Here is a 19617-nt window from a genome sequence, read left to right as displayed (position 1 = left end):
GCGCCGATCGTAGGAAGTTCGGCGCCCCCGCGCATCGGACCCCGGTCGGAGCCGGCCGTCCAGCGCATCGGCCGAATGGCCGACCCGCGGTCTCAGCTCTTGACGACGGCCAGCTCCACACGGCGGTTCTCGGCGCGGTGGGTGGGGGAGTCGTTGGCGACCTTCGGACGCGCCTCGCCGTAGCCGACGGTGCTCAGACGGTCCGCGGCCACGCCGAGTTTCAGCAGGCCGGAGCGGACCGCGTCGGCGCGGGCGCGGCTGACCCGAAGGTTCGTCGCCCTCGAACCACGGGAGTCGGTGTGCCCCTCGACGCGGAGGTCCGTGCTCGGATTCGCCGTCAGCAGGTCGGCGATCTGGCGTAGCGACTTCCGGGAGGCCGGGGTCAGCTCGGCGCTGCCGGTGCGGAACGTCAGCGGGGCCACGGCGGACAGGCGCGGCTGCAGGGCGGCGACGGTCATCCGGTCCGTGACCGGGACGCCGGTGCGCCCGGCCGCCGTGGTCAGGGCGGTGCGCGCGGCCTCGGACGGCGCCGTCCCGCTGAGGGTCAGGGCACCGGCCTCCAGTCGTACGGACAGATCAGGGACGCCGGCCGGCAGCGACCGCAACAGGGCGGGCAACGCCGAGAGCGCGTTGTCGGCGGCGACCGTGCCGGCGACCGTGAGCCGGTCGTCGACCACGCCCGCGCCGAACGCCGCGTCGGCGGCGTCGCGCAGCGTGGTTCGCATCTCGGCGGTGGGAACCGTGCCGGTCAGCACGGCCCGCTCGCCGGACGCGGCGAGCAGCACGGCCGCCGGGGTGCGGGCCACCTCCGCGGCCTCGACCGAGACGTGGACCGCGCGGACCCCGGTCACGGCCGCCACGATCGTCCGGACCTGATCGGCCTCGGCCGGGGAACCGGTCACCACCAGGGCGTCACGCCCGGCGAAGGAGACCCGGGCGTCGTCCTGCCCGGCGGCGGCGAGCGCCTGGACGGAGCGGTGGGCGAGGTCGTTCTCGATCCGGTGCCGGTTCGGTCCGGCCTGCCCGGCGACGATCCCGGTCAGCCCGAGCACGGCGACCAGTGCGGCCAGCCAGATCCGGCGCTTGGGGTGGGCGGCGGTCGTCGTCATCGGGCGACCTCCGTGTCGCGGCCGGCGATCAGGCGGGCGGTGAGCTCGGCAAAGGCTTCCTCGTCGCCGTCGGCGAGAAGGCGTGCCTGACGGCTCCAGGTGACGAGGCTCGGCGCGAACGTCATGCCCGCGGCGTTCACGGCTCGGCGTTTGGTGTCGTCGTCCGTGTCGGCGAGCTGAGCGAACGTGCGAATGCCGGCCGCCCTGAGTGCGTCGGCCATCTTAGGGCCGATGCCCTCGATCCGCTCCAGTTCTTCGTCCGCTGTTTCACCCGGCTTCGCGGCCTTTTCTCCGGCGGCTCCGTTCGATTTAGCCGGGGCTGATGAAATGGTTTCCTCGAGCTTGCCTCGGCGCGCGGTGAGGCGGCCTACAATGATGCCGAGAACGAACGCGAGCAGGATGAAGACGAGCGACTGGCCGATGAACCAGACCACCATGACCTCCGGAAACGGGCGCCAGAAAGCGCCGTCGAACAGACGGGAAACCGCGACTGAATGCCCTGCATGCAAAGGCGTTCGTGGATAGCGTGCGGTGCCGGATTTCCCGCGTCCGGGAGCCGTTACATGAAAAGGATATAGCTTCATTTGCATTTGGTAAAATGCGCAGCGGGTAGGGGGTCGGCTACGGAATGAATGCCTTTTCAGGCTCTTTGTCGCTGTGGAAGAACAGGGCAATTGTCCGGGTCGGCTGAAGCGCCGGAACCCCGGTTCGGCGTCCGCGGGGCGTGGCCGGCGATCGCGTCGTACGCCGTCCTGCGCGTCCTCGGCGTCGGCGTCGTCTGGGCGTTCGCGATCGACCGGCGTCGCGGCCTGCCGCAGCTGCTGGGTGGCTATGACGCGGGCTGGTACGCCGGCATCGTGCGACACGGCTACGACACCGCGATCCCGTTGAAGCCGGACGGCGGCCTGGCCATGACCAACCTGGTGTTCTTCCCGCTCTTTCCCGGCCTGATCGCGGCCGCCGACCCGGTGCTGCCGGGCGGACCGGGCGCGGCCGGCATAGCGATCTCCTGGCTGGCGGGGCTCGCCGCGGCGTGGGGCCTGTACGCGATCGGCGCCCACCTGCGCGATCGCGGCACGGGGATCCTGCTCGCGGCGCTGTGGGCGGTGCTTCCGCACGCGTTCATCGAGTCGATGGGCTACACCGAGACGCTGTTCACGGCGCTCGCCGCCTGGTCGCTGTTCGCGATGCTGCGCCGCAACTGGATCACCGCCGGTCTGCTCTGCCTGCTGGCCGGGTCGACCCGGCCGACCGGGTCCGCGCTGATCGCGGTGCTCGAGCTGACCGTGCTCACCGCCGTCGTGCGGCGTCGCGACGGCTGGCGGCCGTGGGTGGCCGGGGCGGTCGCGCCGCTCGGCCTGCTCGGCTACCTCGCCTGGGTCGGGCACCGGGTGGACCGGGCCGACGGCTACCTGCATCTGCAGAACGAAGCCTGGAAGATGTCGTACGACCTCGGGCAGTACACGGTGCGGAGCGCGTACGTCCTGTTGACCGAGGCGTCACCGCTGGCCCTGTACGTGGTCACGCTGGTCGTCGCCGTGGCCTTCGCCCTGCTGATCCTCCTGGTCACCGATCGGGTGCCGTGGCAGCTGACGGTCTACTCCGCGCTGATCCTGGCCATGGCGTTCTTCGGCGACAGCTACTACAACTCGAAGGCCCGGCTGCTGATCCCGGCCTTCCCGCTGCTGCTCCCGATCGCCGCCGCCCTGTCGAAGGCCCGCCGCCCGGCGACCGGAGTGGTGCTGGGGCTGCTGACGCTGGTCTCCGCGGGCTACGGCGTCTACCTCAGCCTGGTGTGGACCTGCTCGCCGTAATGATCATCGGGTCGGGGACTGTCGCGGTTCGCTGCGGTAGGGCTCGGGGGTGAGGGCGGTCCGCCGGACGTCGTAGCCGGGTTCCAGGGTTCCGAACAGGCGGTCCCAGACGGTGGTGTAGAAGCCCAGGTTGTAGCGCGGATCGGCGTGGTGCCCGACGTGCATGGTCGGCGTGGCGACCCATCGGAAGACCGCATTGCGGCGTACGGGTGGGGGCAGCGGCTCCACCCCGAGGTGGCCGAGGATGCCGAAGACGAGGTTGAGCACCGTGTAGGCGGCCAGCGCCCAGATCGAGAACGGGTGGGCGGCGAGGACCAGCAGCCACATCGCCCCGAAACCGATCGCCTCCAGCGGATGCAGGGCGAACAGGGTGATGGGGCGAGCGTCGGCGAAGACGTGGTGCAGCCGGTGCACCCAGGGGAACAGCGCACGAAGATGGACCGTCGCGTGCCCGGCGTACATCAGCACGTCCATGACCATGACCAGCACCGCGAGCTCGGCGATCGATCCGAGGCCGAGGTCGGTGCGCAGGACGATGACGTCGGCCTTCCACAGCCACCAGCCGGCGACGGTGATCACGGTGTTCAGCACCGTCGTGCCGGCGACCAGCGCGAGTTCGAGCGTGCTCACCGGGCCCGGATCCGGCGTGAGGCGCCGCGCACCCGGCAGCCGCAACGCCCCGTGCCCGAGCAGGGCACCCAGCCCGACCAGAACGACGTTCTCCGCGAGGGCCAGCAGTGCGAACCAGCCCGGATGCAGCGTCTCGAGAAGCTCGAGCAGGCCGGTCACGGCCGTCGCCAAGTCATCGATCATCATCCCTCAAGCCGGCCGACACGAAGCCTCAGCATCTTGCTGCGGCCGGTGCTCGAACACAAATCCCCGCCCGGCGGCGTCAGCAGTCGAGGGATCGGGTGGTGAGCCACTCCGCCAGGGCGGGGCGGTCGATCAGGGTGATCCGGCAGCGCAGCGCGACCTCGCGGGCCTGCGCGGTGGGCCGGCCCGTGGTCACCAGCAGGGCCACGTCAGCGCCGTGGATGTCGCGGGCCGTGCCGGCGAACCGCTGCACGTGTGGGCTGCCCAGGTTTCCCGCGAACCGCTTGCACTGTACGACGACGCGGCGGCCGTCCGGTGTGTAGGCGAACACGTCGGCGCCCATGTCGCCGCTGCCGCCCACCACCTCGACCCGGCGGAAGCCGCTGGCCCGCATCAAGCGCGCGGTGAAGTGCTCGAACTGGTCGCCGGACATGCCGTCGGTGACCGCGACCTCCCGCTCGTGCCCGGCGATCCGGCGGCGGCCGCTCACCCACACGGACACCCCGGCCGCCGCCACCGCGGCGAGCCCCACCGCGATCAGCGTCGCCGCCACCGGGTGCGCTTGCGCCTGCCGCACCAGCAGCGTCAACAGTGCGAGCAGCCCGAGTCCACCGAGGACGGTTAGCGAACCGTCGTGCCGGCCCTTGCGGCGCCGGCGTCTGCGTCGAGGCACCCCGATCCCTTTCGTCCGCCCGCTCCCTGCCGACCACGGTAAGCGAGCGGTACGACATCCCGGGTTCAGGCTCCCGCGGTCTGGAGCGCTGTGGCGACGTTGCTGAGCAGTTCGGCGGCGGTGAACGGCTTGTACACGATGCGGGTCGCTCCGTTCGCGTCAGTCGTGGGATCGGCTGAATCGTCGCCCTGACCGGTTATGAACAGTACGGGCAGGGCGGGGTGTGCAATCTGCAGCTCGGCGGCGATGGCCCGGCCGGGCCGGTCCGGAAGGTTCATGTCGATGACGGACAGGGCGATGTCGTCCAGGTCCATGCGGAGGGCGGAGTCGGCGTCGCCGACCGCGGTCGCGCGGTAGCCGTTCCGGTTCAGGATCCGGACCACGAGCTCGCGTACGGTGTCCTCGTCCTCGATGATCAGGATGTGTTCGCCGCATCCGGATTCGGGTGTCTCCGGAGTTTCGGCCTCGGCGCCGGCCGGGTGGACGACGACGGGCAACAGGATCCGGAAGGTGGTGCCGACGCCGAGCGTGGAGTCCACGGTGATCGTGCCGCCGGCGTCGCCGACGATGCCGTAGACGGTGGCGAGGCCGAGGCCGGTGCCCTTGTCGGCCGGCTTGGTGGTGAAGAAGGGCTCGAAGAGGCGGTCCTTGACCTCCGCACTCATGCCGGTGCCGTTGTCGCTGACCGCCAGTTCGGCGTAACGCCCCGCCGACAGGTTCCGGGCCGGGTCCTCGGGCACCTCGGTGATGCCGGTCGTGATGGTCACGGCTCCACCGTCGGGCATCGCGTCGCGGGCGTTGACGACGAGGTTGAGCAGGATCTGGTCGAGCCGGCCGCGGTTGGCTCGCACCGGCAGGGCACCGGAGCAGGTCTGGCTGTTCAGCGTGATGTTGGCCCCGATGGAGCGGCGCAACAGGTCGGTGGCGTCCGTGACGACCACGTTGAGGTCGACGATCTCGACCTGGGTCGGTTCCCGTTTGGCGAACACCAGTAGTTGACTGGTCAGCTCCCGGGCCCGTTTGACGGCGTTGCGGATCCGGTTCAGGTCCTCCGCCACCTCGTCACCGGTGTCCTCGGCGACGAACTCCGTGCAGTTGAGAATGATGGCCAGCATGTTGTTGAAGTCGTGTGCCACCCCGCTGGCGAGCAGGCCGAGGCTCTCCAGCCGGGTGGCGATCGCCGCATGCTGGTCGGCGATCTTCTGCTCGGCCTCGCGTTGCTTGCGGGCGGTGATGTCGCGCTCGGTGGCGGCGCCACCGATGATCCTCCCGTCGTCGTCGCAGAGCGGCCCGAGCAGGGCCGATACGAAGATCTCGCTGCCGTCCTTGCGCAGCCGAGGCGCCTCCTCGTATTGAAACTGGCGGCCCGCGGCCAGATCAGCGAGTACGGAGGCGAGCAGGGCTTCGCGGTCGGGCAGCAGCAGCATCTTCACCGAATGGCCGAGGACCTCGTCGGCGGTGTAGCCGTAGACGCGCTCGGCGCCGCTGTTCCAGGTCGTGATGGTTCCGTCGAGAGTGACCGCGAGGGTGGCGTCGGCGGATTGCTCGACGATCGCGGCCAGGATCGCCCGGTTGCGAGCCGCGTTCGTGATCATGCGGGTTGTCAGCCAGCCCAGCACCGCGGTGATCCCGAGACATATGACGCCGGACACGACCATGAGCTGCAGCCCTCTGTTGCTCGTCGTGTCTGCCGCGGCGGCGTCCGCGTTGGTGTCGGCCTCCGCCTGGGCGGCGAGCTGATCGACCGCGGTGGCGGCTTGGTCGAACCAGTACAGCGCCTCACCGGAGACCAGGTCGTTGGACGCCGCGATCGAGGCGGAGGTGCCGGTCCGGTATCCGGATACGATCCGCGCGTCGACCTCCATGAAGCGGGTGAAGGCGTTCTCGGCGGTGGTCACCTGCTGCCGTTCGGTCGAGGTGAGCTGGTGGGACGCGAGCCGGGTGAGATCCTGCTGGAAGGCGGCCGTCGAGGCCAGGAACTTCGCCCGCGTCCCCACGGTGTCGTCGGTGGCTTCCGGCACGCCCCGGATCGTGTCGAACGCGTACGCGGTCTGCCAGCCGTTGAAGTCGGCCGTGCGGAACTTGGCGACCATCGCGTCATGTCGCAACGCCACGGATTCGGACGCCCGTTGGTCAGCGTGCCGCTGCGCGAGGGTGGTCGCGACGGCCACGCCGATCATGATGATCAACAGCAGCGCGACCGCTCCGAAGGCGCCGCCGAGCCGCACGCCGACACGAACTCGACGCAACATCCGCATGCCCCTACTCCCCTGCAGGAAGTCTCACGCACCAGGCAGGGTCGCATAGCGCTTCGCGGACATGGCGAGGCGCCTCTCCCGCTGACTTTGTATTACGTTAGCGGCCGATCGGTTGTTGAATGGGCGGATTGGGCCGCAGGCTGGTTCGGCGACTTGCCATCGACGTTGGTCGTCATGATCTGCAGGACGGCGGGCAGTCGCTCCACCGTCTCGGCGGACAGGCTCCGCACCGTCTCCTCCGCGAGGGTGACCCAGAGTCGCCGGATCTGATCGGCCAGCGCCTTGCCGCTGTCGGTCAGCGCGACGATCGTGGCGCGCTTGTCGGCCGGATCGGGTGCGCGCCGGATGTGGCCGGCCGCCTCCAGCTTGCGGGTCATCAGTGTGACGCTGGGCGGCTCGCAGCCGAGCGCGTCGCTGAGCTGTGCCTGGTTGCGCGGGCCGGTCCGGTCGAGTTCCAGGAGCAGCGCCTCCTGGCCGACGTGCAGACCGAGCGGGGCCAGCAGCTGTGCCGCCCGCGCTCGATGGCGCAGGCTGAGCAGGCGGATCGCCTGGTTGAGGGCGTCGGCGTAGTCGGGATCCACGGGCTCTCCTTGACAACCGCATTCGTTATGCGCATAAGATTATGCGCATAACCGTTAGGCGCGTAACTAATGCTATCCGGCAGCGAGGAGGCGGTAGGTCGTGATCGAGAACCGTACCGAGACTCGGGCGGCCCGGCTGGTTCTCGCGCTGGCGTGCGCCTGCCAGTTCATGGTCATTCTGGACGTGTCGATCATCAACGTCGCGTTGCCGTCGGTGCGGCGGGACCTCGGGTTCACCGACGCCGGCCTGGCCTGGGTGGTGAACGGCTACGTACTGGCGTTCGCCGGTCTCATGCTCCTGGGCGGCCGGGCGGCCGACCTGTTCGGCCGTCGTCGCGTGCTGGTGGCCGGGCTGGGCCTCTTCTCCCTGGCGAGCCTGGGCGCGGGGCTGGCGAGCACCCCGGAGCTGCTGGTCGGCGCCCGCGCCATGCAGGGCCTGGGCGGTGCGATGCTGGCCCCGGCCACCCTCGCCGTGATCAACACCTGCTTCCCGGCGGGGCCGGCGCGAGCCCGGGCGTTCGGGGCGTGGTCCGCCTCGGGCGGGGTCGGCGGCATGGTCGGCGCGGTCGCCGGCGGCGTGCTGACCACCGGACTCTCCTGGCGGTGGGTGTTCCTGATCAATGTGCCGATCGGGGTGCTGCTGGTCGCGGTGGCGATGACGTCGTTGACCGCGACGCGGGCCGCCCGCCGGGGGTCGCTCGACCTGGCCGGCGCGGTCACCGGCACGGCCGGTCTGGCGGCGCTGGTCTACGGCGTCATGCAGACCGCCGAACACGCCTGGGGATCCGCGCGGGTGCTCGTCCCGGTCCTGGCCGGTGCGCTCCTGCTGGCGGTCTTCCTGCTGGTGGAGAAGCACTTCGCGGCGGCACCGATGATGCCTTTCCGGCTGTTCGAGCACCGCGGTGTGGCCGTCAGCGACGTGCTGCTCGTGCTGTTCGGGGGCGTCGCCGTCGCGATGTGGTTCTTCTCGTCGCTGCTCATGCAGAACGTGCTGGGCTTCAGCGCGCTCGCCGCCGGGCTCGGGCAGACACCCGCCGCGGTCACGTTCGTGGTGGTCGCCCGGCTCGCCGCCGGCCGGCTGTCCCGGACCGGTGTCCGGCCGCTGATCCTGGCCGGGTGCGCCGGTTTCGTGGCCGGGTTCGGCTGGCTCTCGCAGGCCGGCGCCGGCAGCCATTACGTGACCGGCGTGCTGGGTCCGACGCTGCTCGTCGCGGTCGGCATCGGGCTGGTGTTCCCGACGCTGATGGCGTCGGCGACCGCCGGGGTCGAGCCGGGCGACGCCGGGATCGTCGGTGGCGTGGCGAACGCCGCCGGTCAGGTCGGCGGTGCGGTGGCACTGGCGGTGTACGCGACCGTGGCCGCCGCCCGGGCCGGCGCGAGCCCCGCACCGGCGGCGCTGGCCTCGGGGTACGAGCTGGTCTTCGGCCTGGCGGCCGGAGTCGCCCTGGCCATCGCCGCCGTCAGCCTGCTGCTACCCACGCGGCAGCTGACGTTGCAGTTCAATCAAGACACCGAACACGATCAGGGATGGGGAGTACATGACGGAAACGTACGAGAACTTCGACGTCAATGAGTTCCAGCGGCGCCTCATCGAGGAATTCCGCGAGAACGGCGGCAGAGTCGGTGGCATGTTCCAGGACGCCCGGCTGGCCCTGCTGACCACCACCGGCGCCCGGACCGGCCTGGAGCGCACGGTGCCGCTCGCCTATCTGGAGGTCGACGGGAAGCCGGTCATGGTGGCCTCGGCGATGGGCGGCCCGAAGAACCCGGGCTGGTTCCACAACATCCGGCGTGACCCGGTGGTCACCGTCGAGGTGGGCACGGACCGGTACCGCGCGACGGCTGTCCTCGCCGAGGGTGAGGAGCTCGATCGGCTCTTCGCGAAGGTGGTGGAGCAGCAGCCCGCCTTCGCCGACTACCAGGCGCGGACCACCCGCCGGATCCCGGTCGTGGTGCTGCACCGCCTCGAGCCCGGACCGGACGCGGAGAGGGGCCCGGGCGTCACCGTCAGCGGATGATCGCTAGGCCGGGCGCGGCGGTCGCCGCCTCGTAGACGGCGACCGCCGCGCCGCCGGCGCGGGTCACCACCCAGACGTGCCCGGCGGCGGCCGCAATGGCCGCCGCGGTCGTGGTGGGGGCGGAGGTCGCCCCGGTCACGGGATCACCGTGATGCCGCGAAAAGATGCTCGATCGCGCTCGATGACGCCTGTCTCGCGTGCGGTGGCGCCTAACCGGTGGTGGGCAACGGATTGTTCTACGATTCCGGCGTGACCGACGAGTGGGGTGACCGGCTGGCGGGGGATCGGGCGCTGCTCGACCGTGGCAGCACGGCCGAGCGGGTGGCGGACCTCCTGCGGCAGCGGATCACCGAGGGCGTGTTCCGGCCCGGCACCCGGCTGAGCGAGGAGAGCCTGCGAGCCGCGCTGGGCGTCTCGCGCAACACGCTGCGGGAGGCGTTCCGGCTGCTCTCCCACGAGGGACTGCTCGAGCACCAGCTCAACCGGGGCGTCTTCGTGCGGCTGCTGAGCAGCGAGGACCTCCGGGACCTGTACGCGATCCGGCGCATCCTGGAGTGCGGGGCGCTGCGGAACCTGGCGGCCGTGCCACCGGAGGCGGTGGCCCGGGTGGGCGCGGCGATCGAGGCGGCCGACGAGGCGGCGGCACGTGGCGACTGGGTCGCGGTCGGCACCGCGAACATGCGGTTCCACCAGGCGATCGCCGACCTGTCCGGCAGCCGCCGGGTGGCCGGGACGGTCCGGGCGCTGCTGGCCGAGCTGCGGCTGGTGTTCCTGGTCGTGCCCGATTCGCGGCAGCTGCACGAGCCCTATCTGGCCGCGAACCGCGCGCTTCACCGGCTGCTGGCCGCGGGCGACGCGCCCGCGGCCGAGCGGGCGCTGCAAAGTTACTTCGACGACGCGGAGGCGCGGCTGCTCGCCGCGTACTCGGCCGTGGCCTGACCGCCGGGCCTCGGCGCGCCGTGGCGGCCCGGTGCGGCACAGACGCCGCGCGAGACCGTCACGGTGCTCGGCCGAGAGGCCCGACCACGGAGCTCCATCGGTCGTACCGGAGGAATGGTTGAAGCGGTCGCGCCCCCGGACGGTCCGGAGGTTCAGTCGCGGCCGTACTTGTCGAAGGGGACCGTCCAGTCGCCGAGACCGTTCGAGATGTGCAGCTTCCGCGGGCTGTGCGTGACGTCGACGACGTCGCCGAGCAGGAAGTTCTCGTAGACCCACCTGGCGTCGGAGGTGCTCAGGTTGACGCAGCCGTGCGAGAGGTTCGCCCGGCCCAGCGAGCCGTTCCACGGGGCGGCGTGCAGGAACTCGCCCGAGTAGGTGATCCGGGTGCAGAACTCGATGTCGGGGGAGTCGTAGTAGTTCGGGTCGTTGGGGTCGGTGATGCCGTAGCTCGCCGAGCTCATCGAGTGCTTGCGCTCCTTGGAGAGCACGACGTGCGGACCGCCGGCCGTCCAGTAGCTGATCCGCTGGCCGTTCGCACCGGTGGTGCCGCCGCCCTTGCCGAAGCTGCTCTTCATGGTGCGAACCAGCTTGCCGTCGACGTAGACCTTGGTGAGGTGCGACCGGTTGTCGGCGATCGCGATCAGCTGGCGCCCGATGTTGAAGTGCGTCGACGCGTTCTTCTCGCCGTACAGCCCCTTGCCGAGCCGGACGCCGAGCGTATTGACGTTGACCTTGATCTTCGTGCCCTTGGCCCAGTACTTCGCCGGCCGCCAGTGCACGGTCGTGTCGCTCGACCAGTAGAACTTGCCCTCGACCGACGGCGAGGTCGTGATGTCGATCGCCTTCTCCGCGACCTTCTTGTCGACGGCGCGGCTGAACGAGATGATCACCGGCTGCCCGGCGCCGTAGGTGTGGCCGGCCTTCATCGAGGTCATCGCGTTGACCCGGAACGTGGTCTTGACGACGTGGCTCGGCTGCATCGTCTTGAAGGTGGAGGTCTTCTCGGTCGGCGCGCCCGAGCTGTCGACCGCCGTCGCGGTCACCTTGTACGACTTACCGTAGGCGAGGTCGTCGCTGGACTGCCAGGAGCCATCGGCCTGCAGGGAGCCGTCGATCTCCGTCTTGCCGGCGGTGACGGTGACCGACCGCAGGGTGCCGCTCTCGACGGTGACGACGATCGGTTTCGCCGGGGACACCCCGGTGGCGCCGCTCGCCGGAACCACGTTCAGCAGGACCGGTGCGGGCGGCGGCGGGACGGTGCCCGCCTGCTCGGCCGCGACCTGGATGCTGGCGTTCGCCGTACCCGGCGCGGAACCACCGGCGGTCGCGGCGGCGGCGGCCGCGCCGATCGTGCCGATGATGACCTTGCGTCGCTGAATCATGGCTCTCGCAATCGAGGGGGGTCTCGGCCGTGCCCATGATGGCCGTATATGACATGACGCGGCCGAGGCCCGAAAAGTTGCCTGCCGATTCGATCAAATTTGACGAGACATTACTATGCCGCCGCAACGAAGCTGATCACGGTCCCCGGCCGGGCCTGGCCGAGCAGGTCGATGTCGGCCGGGTCGACCACGCCGGCCACCGGATAGCCACCGGTCGTCGGATGGTCGGCGAGGAAGATCAGCGGCTGGCCGTCCGCCGGCACCTGGATCGCGCCGAGCACCAGCCCCTCGCTGGGTAGCTCGCCGTCGATCGCGCGGGTCAGCGCCGGGCCGGTCAGTCGGGCGCCGACCCGGTCCGTCTCGGGCGACACCCGATAGGCCGCCGTGAACAGCGTCGCGAGTGCGGACGGGGTGAACCAGTCGGCACGCGGTCCGAGCCACACGCGCAGCCGCAGCTCGCCGGCGGGCGGCGGGTAGGGCGCGAGGTCCACGCCGGGTGGCCGCGCGGTCACCGGACCGATCGGGAGGACGTCGCCGTCCCGCACCTGATCGGGGCCGAGGCCGGAGAGCGTGTCGGTGGACCGGCTGCCCAGCACCGGAGGCACCGCGATCCCGCCGCCCGCGGCCAGATAGACGCGCAGCCCGGCGGTCACCGGCCCGATGGTGACGAGCGCGCCGGCCGGCACGGCGAGCGGCAGACCCGGGTCTGCGGGCCGGCCGCCGACCGTGACCACGCAGGGTGCGCCGGTGACCGCGAGAGTGAGCGCGCGGGTGGCCCGCAGCCGCGCGCCGCCGAGCAGGATTTCCAGCCCCGCGGCGCCGGGTGGGTTGCCGGCCAGCCGGTTCGCCAGCCGCAGCGCGCCCGCGTCGGCGGCGCCGGAGCGCGGCACGCCGAGGTGGGCGAACCCGGGCCGCCCGAGGTCCTGAACCGTGGTCCGCACCCCGGCGCGCACCACCTCCAACTCGCTCACGGCGTCACCTCCGCTGCGCTCCGGCGCCACCATGAGCTGACAACTGAGCTAGCCGATTCGCTCGCAAGCTCGCTCATTGCACCTCGACGAAACGCACGGTCGCGCCGGGGGACAGCAGGGCCGGCGGATCACGATCAAGATCGAAAAGAATTGCGGCGGTACGACCGACGCACTGCCACCCACCCGGCGAAGCGACCGGATAGACCCCGCTGTACGGCCCGGCCAGCGCGACCGTGCCCGCCGGCACCCGGGTCCGCGGCGACGCCCGGCGTGGCACGTGGTGCCGTGGGTCCAGCCCGGTCAGGTAGGCGAACCCGGGCGCGAAACCGCAGAATGCCACCCGGAACTCGGTGCCGGTGTGTACCGCGACCACGCCCGCCCGGTCGGTGTCCCACAGTCGCGCCACGTCGTCGAGGTCCTCCCCGTCGTACCGAACCGGGATCTCGATCGTCGGCGGCGATCCGGCGGCGGACGGCGGCGCGGCGGACCGGCCGGTCTCCAGCAGGGCGGCGATCCGGTCCGGCTCGGCGACGCCGTCGATCAGGACGGTGCGCGCCGCCGGGACGATCTCCGAGGCGCGCAGCGTCCCCTCCGCCCGAGCGGCGGTGAGCAGGTCGTAGGCGGCGAAGACGGCGGCGGTGTCGGCCACTTCGAGGAGGACGGCCGACGGCCCGGCCCGGCGTATCCGCATGGCTCTCCTCTGTCCGGCTCCGTATTGAAGTATCGCCGGATTGTTGAACGATTTCCAGCCCGTCCCGAAGCCGTAGGTGTCTTCCGGTGCCGAAAGTGCTACTGAGTGGCAACTGCGCCGCTGAGTGGTACGGTCGGGACGTGCAGCAGCGCAGTCCGGTTCGCGAACGCGCCCGCCGCGCCATGCGCAGCGAGCTGGCGATGCTCGCCCAGGATCTCTTCGTGACCAGGGGCTACGAACAGACCACGATCGAGGACCTGGTCTCCGCCGCGGGGATCTCGAAACGTACGTTCTTCCGCTATTTCACCTCGAAGGAAGACCTCGTCCTGGACAAGCGCGACGTCTGGGTCGAGGAGCTGATCGAGGCGTTCGCCGCCCGTCCCGACGCCGAGCCGGTGTGGCATTCGCTCCGGCGGGCCTTCGACGTCGTGGTCGCCCATTTCGACGACGCGACACAGCTCCCCCGCACCCTCGCCGTGGAGAAGGTCATCCAGGACAACTCCGCGCTCGGCGCCGGGGAACTGGAGCGGCTCTCGCGGGTTCAGGACCAGCTCGCCGACCTCATCGGGCAACGTATCGGACAACGTTCACCCGCCGACCCACGCCCGTCCGTCCTCGCCGGTGGAGCCCTGTCCTGCCTGATCGCCGCCAAGAACGTCTGGATCGCCAGTGGGCGGACCGAGCCGTTGAGTGATCTGCTGGACGAGGCGATGGCCACCCTCAAGCCGGCGTAGAACCTTGCGCCTTGAAAGTCGACAGGTGACCGGATGGAGCTGACATGGAACGGCGAATCTTCGGCCTAGAAACCGAGTACGGCATCACGTGCACCTACCGGGGACAGCGGCGGCTGTCGCCGGACGAGGTGGCCCGCTACCTGTTCCGCCGAGTCGTCTCGTGGGGTCGCAGCAGCAACGTCTTCCTCCGCAACGGCTCCCGCCTCTACCTCGACGTCGGCTCCCATCCGGAGTACGCGACCCCGGAGTGTGACTCCCTCTCCGACCTGGTCGCCCACGAGCGGGCCGGGGAACGGATCCTCGAGGGCCTGCTGGTCGACGCCGAGGGGCGGCTGCACGACGAGGGCATCGTCGGCCAGATCTACCTGTTCAAGAACAACACCGACTCGGCCGGCAACTCCTACGGCTGCCACGAGAACTACTCGGTCTCCCGGCACGGCGAGTTCAGCCGGCTCGCCGACGTGCTCATCCCGTTCTTCGTCACTCGGCAGCTGATCTGCGGCGCGGGCAAGGTGCTGCAGACGCCGCGCGGCGCGGTCTTCTGTCTGTCCCAGCGCGCCGAGCACATCTGGGAGAGCGTCTCCAGCGCGACGACGCGGTCCCGGCCGATCATCAACACCCGCGACGAGCCGCACGCCGACGCGGAGCGCTACCGCCGCCTGCACGTGATCGTCGGCGACTCGAACATGAACGAGGTCACCACGCTGCTCAAGGTCGGCAGTGCGGACATCGTGCTGCGCATGTTCGAGGCCGGCGTGGTGATGCGCGACCTGATCCTGGAGAACCCGATCCGGGCGATCCGCGAGGTCAGTCACGACCTGACCGGCCGCCGCAAGATCCGCCTGGCGAACGGCAAGGAGATCAGCGCGCTCGAGATCCAGCAGGAGTACCTGGCGAAGGCCACCGAGTTCGCCGAGCGCAACGGCGACCAGAACGCCAAGCGGATCGTCGAGCTCTGGGGGCGGGTGCTCACCGCGATCGAGACCGGCAACCTCGACCCGGTCGCCCGCGAGATCGACTGGGTGACGAAGTACCAGCTGATCGACCGCTACCAGGCCAAGCACGACATTCCGCTGAGTCACCCGCGGATCGCCCAGCTCGACCTGGCCTATCACGACATCCGCCGGGGCCGGGGCCTCTACGCCCTGATGGAGAAGCGCAAGCAGGTCGACCGCATCGCCAACGACCTGCAGATCTTCGAGGCGAAGGAGACGCCGCCGCAGACCACCCGGGCCCGGTTGCGCGGCGAGTTCATCCGGCACGCCCAGGAGAAGCGGCGGGACTTCACCGTGGACTGGGTCCACCTCAAGCTCAACGACCAGGCGCAGCGCACGGTCCTCTGCAAGGACCCGTTCCGCGCCTATGACGAGCGGGTGGAACGTCTGATCGCCAGCATGTGATGCGACGATGTCGACCATGACGGTCGACTACACCGTACGGCTGCGATTCTCCGACGACTCGCAGGCCGCGGCCACCCATACCAACCTTTCGGCGGTTCGGCTCGACGGGCCGGTGCTCTGGATCGCCGGCGACGAGACCGCGACCGTCGAACGACTGCTCGCCGACTCCCCGGACCGGCCGTCCGAGTTCGGGGACGAGGCCCGTTTCCGCCTCGCCGACCTGGTCGACCTGCCCGGCACGGACGCCGACGAGGAGGCCGATGTGGAGGGCCTGGCCCGCACCGGTCACTTCCTCTGGGCGGTCGGCTCGCACAGCCTGCGCCGCAAGCGGATCCGGGACCGGCACGACGGGCCGAAGGCGCTCAAGCGGCTCGCCCGGGTCGAGGGCCAGCAGAACCGGCAGATCCTGGTGCGGCTGCCGATCGCCGAGGTCGGCGGTGTGCCCACGCCGGTGCGGGAGATCGTGGTGGACGGCGTCCGGCACCGCGCCGCGGCCCTGGACGCGCGCGACGACCTGCGCCGGCTGCTGCGCGACGACGAGCATCTGGCGCCGTTCCTGCCGATCCCCGGCAAGGACAACGGCCTGGACGTCGAGGGGATCGCGGTCCACGGCGACCGGGTCTATCTCGGCCTGCGTGGTCCGGTGCTGCGCGGCTGGGCGTTCGTGCTGGAGCTGCGGCCGTACGTGACGCCGGACGACCCGACCCGGCTGCGGCTGCGGCCGTTCGAGGACGGGCAGCCGTACCGCAAGCACGTGCTCGATCTGCAGGGCCTCGGCGTCCGGGACCTCTGCCCGGACGGCGACGACCTGCTCCTGCTGGCCGGCCCGACGATGGCCCTCGACGGCCCGGTGCGGGTCTACCGCTGGCACGGCGCGAGCCGCGCGGAGATGCCGTCGATCGTCCGCGGCGAGCTGATCAGCCGGGAGCTGGAGCTGACCTTCGGCGAGGGCGACGACCACGCCGAGGGCCTGAGCATGTTCGGCGACGGTCGGATCCTGGTGGTCTACGACAGCCCGGCGAAGGCCCGGCTGACCGGGGACGGGGCGGTGATCGCCGACGTGCTGCGCCTGCCGGGCCGGGCCTGACGGGTGGTCACCGGGCGCCCTTGACGCGCAGGACGCTCAACCCGGACAGGAGCGCGAAGAGCGCCCCGGTCAGGAACAGCATCGTGTAGTTCCCGCCGCCGCCGATCGCCAGCAGCGGCGGGGCGATCGCCGGTGCGAGCGACTGCGGCAGCGTGTTCGCGACGTTCATGACGCCGAGGTCCTTGCCCGCGTCGGCCCACCGGTTCGGCAGCACATCGGTCACCAGCGCCAGATCCACCGCGAAGTACGTGCCCTGTCCCAGGCCGGTCAGCACCATGGCCAGGTAGAACTGCGGCATGTTCCAGGCGACCGCGAGGGTCAGCAGACCGGTCGCGGCGATCAGCGCGGACACGCAGACGAAGATCCGTCGCCGGCCGAACCGGTCGGAGAGCCAGCCGACCAGGTTGCCGCTGGCGACCACGGCGACGATCTGCACCAGCACTCCGGTCAGGATGGCCCGGGTGGCCTCCTGCTCGGTCAGGCCCATCCGCGCGTCCAGATAGAACACCTGGTAGGTGAGGACGGAGTAGATCGCCATGAAGATCATGAACCGGCTGACCCAGGCCCAGCCGAAGTCCGGACAGCGGCGCGGATCCACCCGGAAGCTCCGGGCCAGTTCGCGCAGGGCCAGCGGCGGCCGGTCGGCCGGATCCAGGCGGCGGTCGTCGAGGCGGGCCGCCAGCACGAGCACCGTCACCAGGGCGATCACCCCGGGCACCGCGAACATGGCGACGGGCGTACCGGCGAGACCGTTCGCGATTCCCGCGCCCGCACCGGCGGCCAGGGCCTGCCCCACCGCCATCAGGGCCGAGGCGGTGCCCCGCTGTCCCGCCGGCACCTGATCCGGCAGCAGCGCCAGCATCGTGGCCAGCAGCGCGTTTAGTGCCAGGCTGGCCACGCACCAGCCGATCGCGAGGGTGACCACGGAGTTCGCCGCGCCGGTCAGGGCCAGACCGCCGAGCGCCGCCGTCGCGCCGCCGATCAGCCAGGGGCGGCGCATGCCGAGCCGGGCGGTGGTCCGGTCGCTGAGGTGACCGAAGACCGGGTTGGCGAGCAGGCCGAGCACCGCGCCGAGGCCGAGCACCAGCGAGAGGCTGGTCTCCCGGTCAGCCGGGCCGATGGCGTTGATCTTCAGCTGCAGGGCGGCGATCGCGGGCGTCAGCAGCGCGACCCACATGCCGAAGTGGGCCAGGGTGAGGGCGGCGAGGAAGCCGGGAGAGGCGTGCCGGGGCTCGTCGCGGAGGGAGAGCCGACTCTTCCGGTACGCGTCGGTGGTCGACATCGGAGATGCGGTCTCCTTCGAGCGTCCTGAAGATGATCGGGAGGGCACCGCCGCTGTTTCGCGCCGCCGGACCGGTCCCGGAGCGAACCGTCCGGTCAGGAGGTAGCTCTTACGGGTGGTCTTTTTGCTGGTGGCCGCGGTCGAAGCCAAGGTTACCCCTGGTGGCGGGCCTGGATCATCGGTTCGGCCCATGTTGCGCCTTGACCGCTTCTGATTAGGTTCCTCCCGTTAGGTGTTCTTTGCGGCTATTGCCGCTTATATGCGAAATGGTCGATTCGCCGTGCTGCGCGGCCCTGCGAGCGGGAGGACGAGATGACAGAGCTGGTGTACGTGCGAGGAACTCGTTCCGCCGAGGAGATCCAGGAAGATGTGCGCCGATTCTTCGAAGAGCTCGACCGGAGCGCCGAGGTGCGTGCGGAGCTGGCCGCCGCGGGCATCGACCCGGACGTGTTGCCGGAATCGGAGGAGCGCGCCGGCGCCGTACGGGTCGGTGTCCGGGGCGCGGGCCTGGATCCGACCGGTGTCGCCCTCGTGCTGTCGTTCGCGCCGACCGCCAACACCGTGCTCATCACGTTGTGGAAACAGATCATCCTGCCGCGGATCCGCCGCCGTTACGGCCGTGACGCCGTCCGCGATGAGCGGCCACCGCAAGCGTGAACGCCGGCGGACCGCTTCCGTCGCACGTGCAGAAGGCGGTCTGGGGGCGGGCGCTGGTCTATCAGCTGCTGGACCTGCACCAGCTGCCGGTGGAGGCCGCCGGGTACGGCCTGCTGTGGGAGGGCCTCAGGCAACGGCTGCTCGCCTCGACGGCGCGGCAGCTGGAGTTCTGCCCGCCCGGGCCGCTCGGCGACTACCTGCGCACGCTGGCGCGGGAACTGCGGGCAAGCGTCCTGCCGTTCCCGGACGGCGCGGAGAGGGTGTGTTCCCCGTTGCTGGATGACATCGATCAGGTTCTCGCCGACGCCAGCCGGATCCGCGCGGACGCCGACCAGATCCGGCACGATCTGCTGCTGGCCGCGTTCGCCGACACGCTGCAGACCGCTGTGGACGTCTACCAGGCGAGTGGCTTGAAGGTGCCCGCCGACCTCGTGCAACGAGTGGACGTGACCTTCGACCATCAGTTCGCACCGGTGCAGTCTGCGCTGCCGATCCAGCTGATCGCCACCACCCGGATCGGTGACACCCCGGACGGACCGTCGGCCCGGGTCGATGTGGTCATCGGCGCCGGCCAGCTGGACGAGGTGACGACGTTCTCGCTGCCCTACGTGCTGCTGCACGAGTGCGTCTGCCATGTCCTGCAGGGGCCGTGGGAGCCCGGCCGGGTCCAGGCGGACGCCGACAGCCGGTTCGCGGAGGGCTGGATGGACTACGTCGCGTACACGATCGCGCTCGAGCAGGCCCAGGCGCTGCCCGGCGGCATCGCCGCGCCGTCGCTGCTGGAGGTGCCGCGCCCCGGCGCGTTGCGGGAACACGCCGGCCGGGTGCACCGGGCCCGCTACGAACGCAACCCGTACGACCGGGCGTGGGCGGCTCGGGCGATGGGCGTGCGGGCCGCCCGGAACCTCGCCGACCTGCTACTCCGGCTCCCCGAGCTGGGCGGGGACCCGGCCGCCGCCACCGCGGCGTTCCGGCGCCTGAGCCTGCAGCTGAACGTCAGCGAGTTCGGCAACGCCGAGCGGGACCGGTTCGTCGCCGCGGTCCACAAGGGCACCCTGCAGGGCGTCGACCACGAGCTCGTCGCCCGGCTGCGTGAGTATCTCCGAGGTGACGACCTCGTTCACCTGGTCGAGGGTACGTTATGGCTGTTCACTTGACGAACGAATAGCGGGAGTGGAGCCTGGAGTCAGCCGGGCACTGAGCCAGTG

The 19617-nt window shown here is 70.8% G+C and carries 20 protein-coding genes; 9 read left to right on the top strand and 11 right to left on the bottom strand.

What is annotated here, in order from left to right; all coding sequences use genetic code 11:
- Positions 1 to 92: 92 nt before the first annotated feature.
- Complete coding sequence (locus tag CHC09_RS05645; RefSeq protein ID WP_089291927.1) at positions 93 to 1109, bottom strand: OmpA family protein; 1017 nt, start codon at positions 1107 to 1109, stop codon at positions 93 to 95.
- Positions 1106 to 1693: a DUF4332 domain-containing protein gene (locus CHC09_RS05640; RefSeq protein ID WP_203833074.1), complete on the bottom strand. Its 588-nt coding sequence runs from the start codon at positions 1691 to 1693 to the stop codon at positions 1106 to 1108. Before CHC09_RS05640 ends, CHC09_RS05645 begins: the two co-directional genes overlap by 4 nt.
- 90 nt (positions 1694 to 1783) lie before the next feature.
- On the opposite strand from CHC09_RS05640, the gene CHC09_RS05635 reads away from it, so the two are divergent.
- On the top strand, positions 1784 to 2923 hold the full coding sequence (locus CHC09_RS05635) for a hypothetical protein (RefSeq protein ID WP_089291925.1): 1140 nt from the start codon (positions 1784 to 1786) through the stop codon (positions 2921 to 2923).
- Positions 2924 to 2926: 3 nt separating this feature from the next.
- Here CHC09_RS05635 and CHC09_RS05630 read toward each other — a convergent pair whose 3' ends face one another.
- The 4 genes from CHC09_RS05630 to CHC09_RS05615 all read right to left on the bottom strand — a co-directional run bounded on the left by CHC09_RS05630 (position 2927) and on the right by CHC09_RS05615 (position 7248).
- Positions 2927 to 3724 (bottom strand): sterol desaturase family protein, encoded by a 798-nt coding sequence (locus CHC09_RS05630; RefSeq protein ID WP_179276961.1) that lies wholly within the window; start codon positions 3722 to 3724, stop codon positions 2927 to 2929.
- 91 nt (positions 3725 to 3815) lie between these two features.
- A complete protein-coding gene (locus CHC09_RS47070; RefSeq protein WP_203833075.1) occupies positions 3816 to 4409 on the bottom strand; it encodes a restriction endonuclease in 594 nt (197 codons plus the stop codon).
- A gap of 65 nt (positions 4410 to 4474) precedes the next feature.
- Positions 4475 to 6667: a PAS domain-containing sensor histidine kinase gene (locus CHC09_RS05620; RefSeq protein ID WP_089291923.1), complete on the bottom strand. Its 2193-nt coding sequence runs from the start codon at positions 6665 to 6667 to the stop codon at positions 4475 to 4477.
- 92 nt (positions 6668 to 6759) lie between these two features.
- Positions 6760 to 7248: a MarR family winged helix-turn-helix transcriptional regulator gene (locus CHC09_RS05615; RefSeq protein WP_089291922.1), complete on the bottom strand. Its 489-nt coding sequence runs from the start codon at positions 7246 to 7248 to the stop codon at positions 6760 to 6762.
- A gap of 100 nt (positions 7249 to 7348) precedes the next feature.
- Between CHC09_RS05615 and CHC09_RS05610 the strand changes: the two genes are divergently transcribed.
- Positions 7349 to 8821: an MFS transporter gene (locus tag CHC09_RS05610; protein WP_239138215.1), complete on the top strand. Its 1473-nt coding sequence runs from the start codon at positions 7349 to 7351 to the stop codon at positions 8819 to 8821.
- Entirely contained in the window at positions 8787 to 9266 is a 480-nt protein-coding gene (locus CHC09_RS05605; protein ID WP_089291921.1) for a nitroreductase family deazaflavin-dependent oxidoreductase, read from the top strand. The genes CHC09_RS05610 and CHC09_RS05605 overlap by 35 nt, the downstream gene beginning before the upstream one ends.
- On the opposite strand, the gene CHC09_RS46120 is transcribed toward CHC09_RS05605, so the two are convergent.
- Positions 9256 to 9405, bottom strand: a complete 150-nt coding sequence (locus tag CHC09_RS46120) for a hypothetical protein (RefSeq protein ID WP_179276960.1) — start codon at positions 9403 to 9405, stop codon at positions 9256 to 9258. The two genes, CHC09_RS05605 and CHC09_RS46120, sit on opposite strands and share 11 nt — an antisense overlap.
- A 110-nt stretch (positions 9406 to 9515) precedes the next feature.
- On the opposite strand from CHC09_RS46120, the gene CHC09_RS05600 reads away from it, so the two are divergent.
- Positions 9516 to 10205, top strand: coding sequence for a GntR family transcriptional regulator (locus CHC09_RS05600; protein WP_089292586.1), 690 nt, complete (start codon positions 9516 to 9518; stop codon positions 10203 to 10205).
- A gap of 152 nt (positions 10206 to 10357) precedes the next feature.
- Here the strand turns inward: CHC09_RS05600 and CHC09_RS05595 are convergent, their stop codons facing one another.
- From CHC09_RS05595 to CHC09_RS05585, 3 genes are all read right to left on the bottom strand, one after another.
- Positions 10358 to 11587, bottom strand: coding sequence for a L,D-transpeptidase (locus tag CHC09_RS05595; RefSeq protein WP_089291920.1), 1230 nt, complete (start codon positions 11585 to 11587; stop codon positions 10358 to 10360).
- A gap of 113 nt (positions 11588 to 11700) precedes the next feature.
- Positions 11701 to 12591 carry a 5-oxoprolinase subunit C family protein gene (locus tag CHC09_RS05590; protein WP_089291919.1) on the bottom strand — a complete coding sequence of 297 codons (891 nt, stop codon included), beginning with the start codon at positions 12589 to 12591 and terminating at the stop codon, positions 11701 to 11703.
- Positions 12592 to 12631: 40 nt separating this feature from the next.
- Complete coding sequence (locus CHC09_RS05585; protein WP_089291918.1) at positions 12632 to 13249, bottom strand: 5-oxoprolinase subunit B family protein; 618 nt, start codon at positions 13247 to 13249, stop codon at positions 12632 to 12634.
- 140 nt (positions 13250 to 13389) lie between these two features.
- Between CHC09_RS05585 and CHC09_RS05580 the strand changes: the two genes are divergently transcribed.
- Genes CHC09_RS05580 through CHC09_RS05570 form a run of 3 tightly spaced genes read left to right on the top strand, consistent with a single transcriptional unit; the run spans position 13390 to position 16470 of the window.
- Positions 13390 to 13983: a TetR family transcriptional regulator gene (locus CHC09_RS05580; RefSeq protein ID WP_143232211.1), complete on the top strand. Its 594-nt coding sequence runs from the start codon at positions 13390 to 13392 to the stop codon at positions 13981 to 13983.
- A gap of 44 nt (positions 13984 to 14027) precedes the next feature.
- Positions 14028 to 15383 carry a Pup--protein ligase gene (pafA, locus tag CHC09_RS05575; RefSeq protein WP_089291916.1) on the top strand — a complete coding sequence of 452 codons (1356 nt, stop codon included), beginning with the start codon at positions 14028 to 14030 and terminating at the stop codon, positions 15381 to 15383.
- Positions 15384 to 15390: 7 nt separating this feature from the next.
- Positions 15391 to 16470, top strand: coding sequence for a DUF3616 domain-containing protein (locus CHC09_RS05570; protein WP_244911592.1), 1080 nt, complete (start codon positions 15391 to 15393; stop codon positions 16468 to 16470).
- Positions 16471 to 16477: 7 nt separating this feature from the next.
- On the opposite strand, the gene CHC09_RS05565 is transcribed toward CHC09_RS05570, so the two are convergent.
- The gene (locus tag CHC09_RS05565) at positions 16478 to 17752 is read right to left on the bottom strand and encodes an MFS transporter (RefSeq protein ID WP_179276959.1); all 1275 of its coding nucleotides are present in this window, start codon (positions 17750 to 17752) and stop codon (positions 16478 to 16480) included.
- 312 nt (positions 17753 to 18064) lie between these two features.
- Between CHC09_RS05565 and CHC09_RS05560 the strand changes: the two genes are divergently transcribed.
- On the top strand, positions 18065 to 18409 hold the full coding sequence (locus CHC09_RS05560; protein WP_143232210.1) for a hypothetical protein: 345 nt from the start codon (positions 18065 to 18067) through the stop codon (positions 18407 to 18409).
- Positions 18406 to 19566 carry a hypothetical protein gene (locus CHC09_RS05555; protein ID WP_089291912.1) on the top strand — a complete coding sequence of 387 codons (1161 nt, stop codon included), beginning with the start codon at positions 18406 to 18408 and terminating at the stop codon, positions 19564 to 19566. Before CHC09_RS05560 ends, CHC09_RS05555 begins: the two co-directional genes overlap by 4 nt.
- The last annotated feature ends 51 nt before the right edge of the window (positions 19567 to 19617 follow it).

Source organism: Actinoplanes regularis (assembly GCF_900188005.1).
Taxonomy (GTDB): domain Bacteria; phylum Actinomycetota; class Actinomycetes; order Mycobacteriales; family Micromonosporaceae; genus Actinoplanes; species Actinoplanes regularis.
Note: the sequence above shows the minus strand (reverse complement) of the source record. Positions and strands in the feature narration are given on the sequence as shown.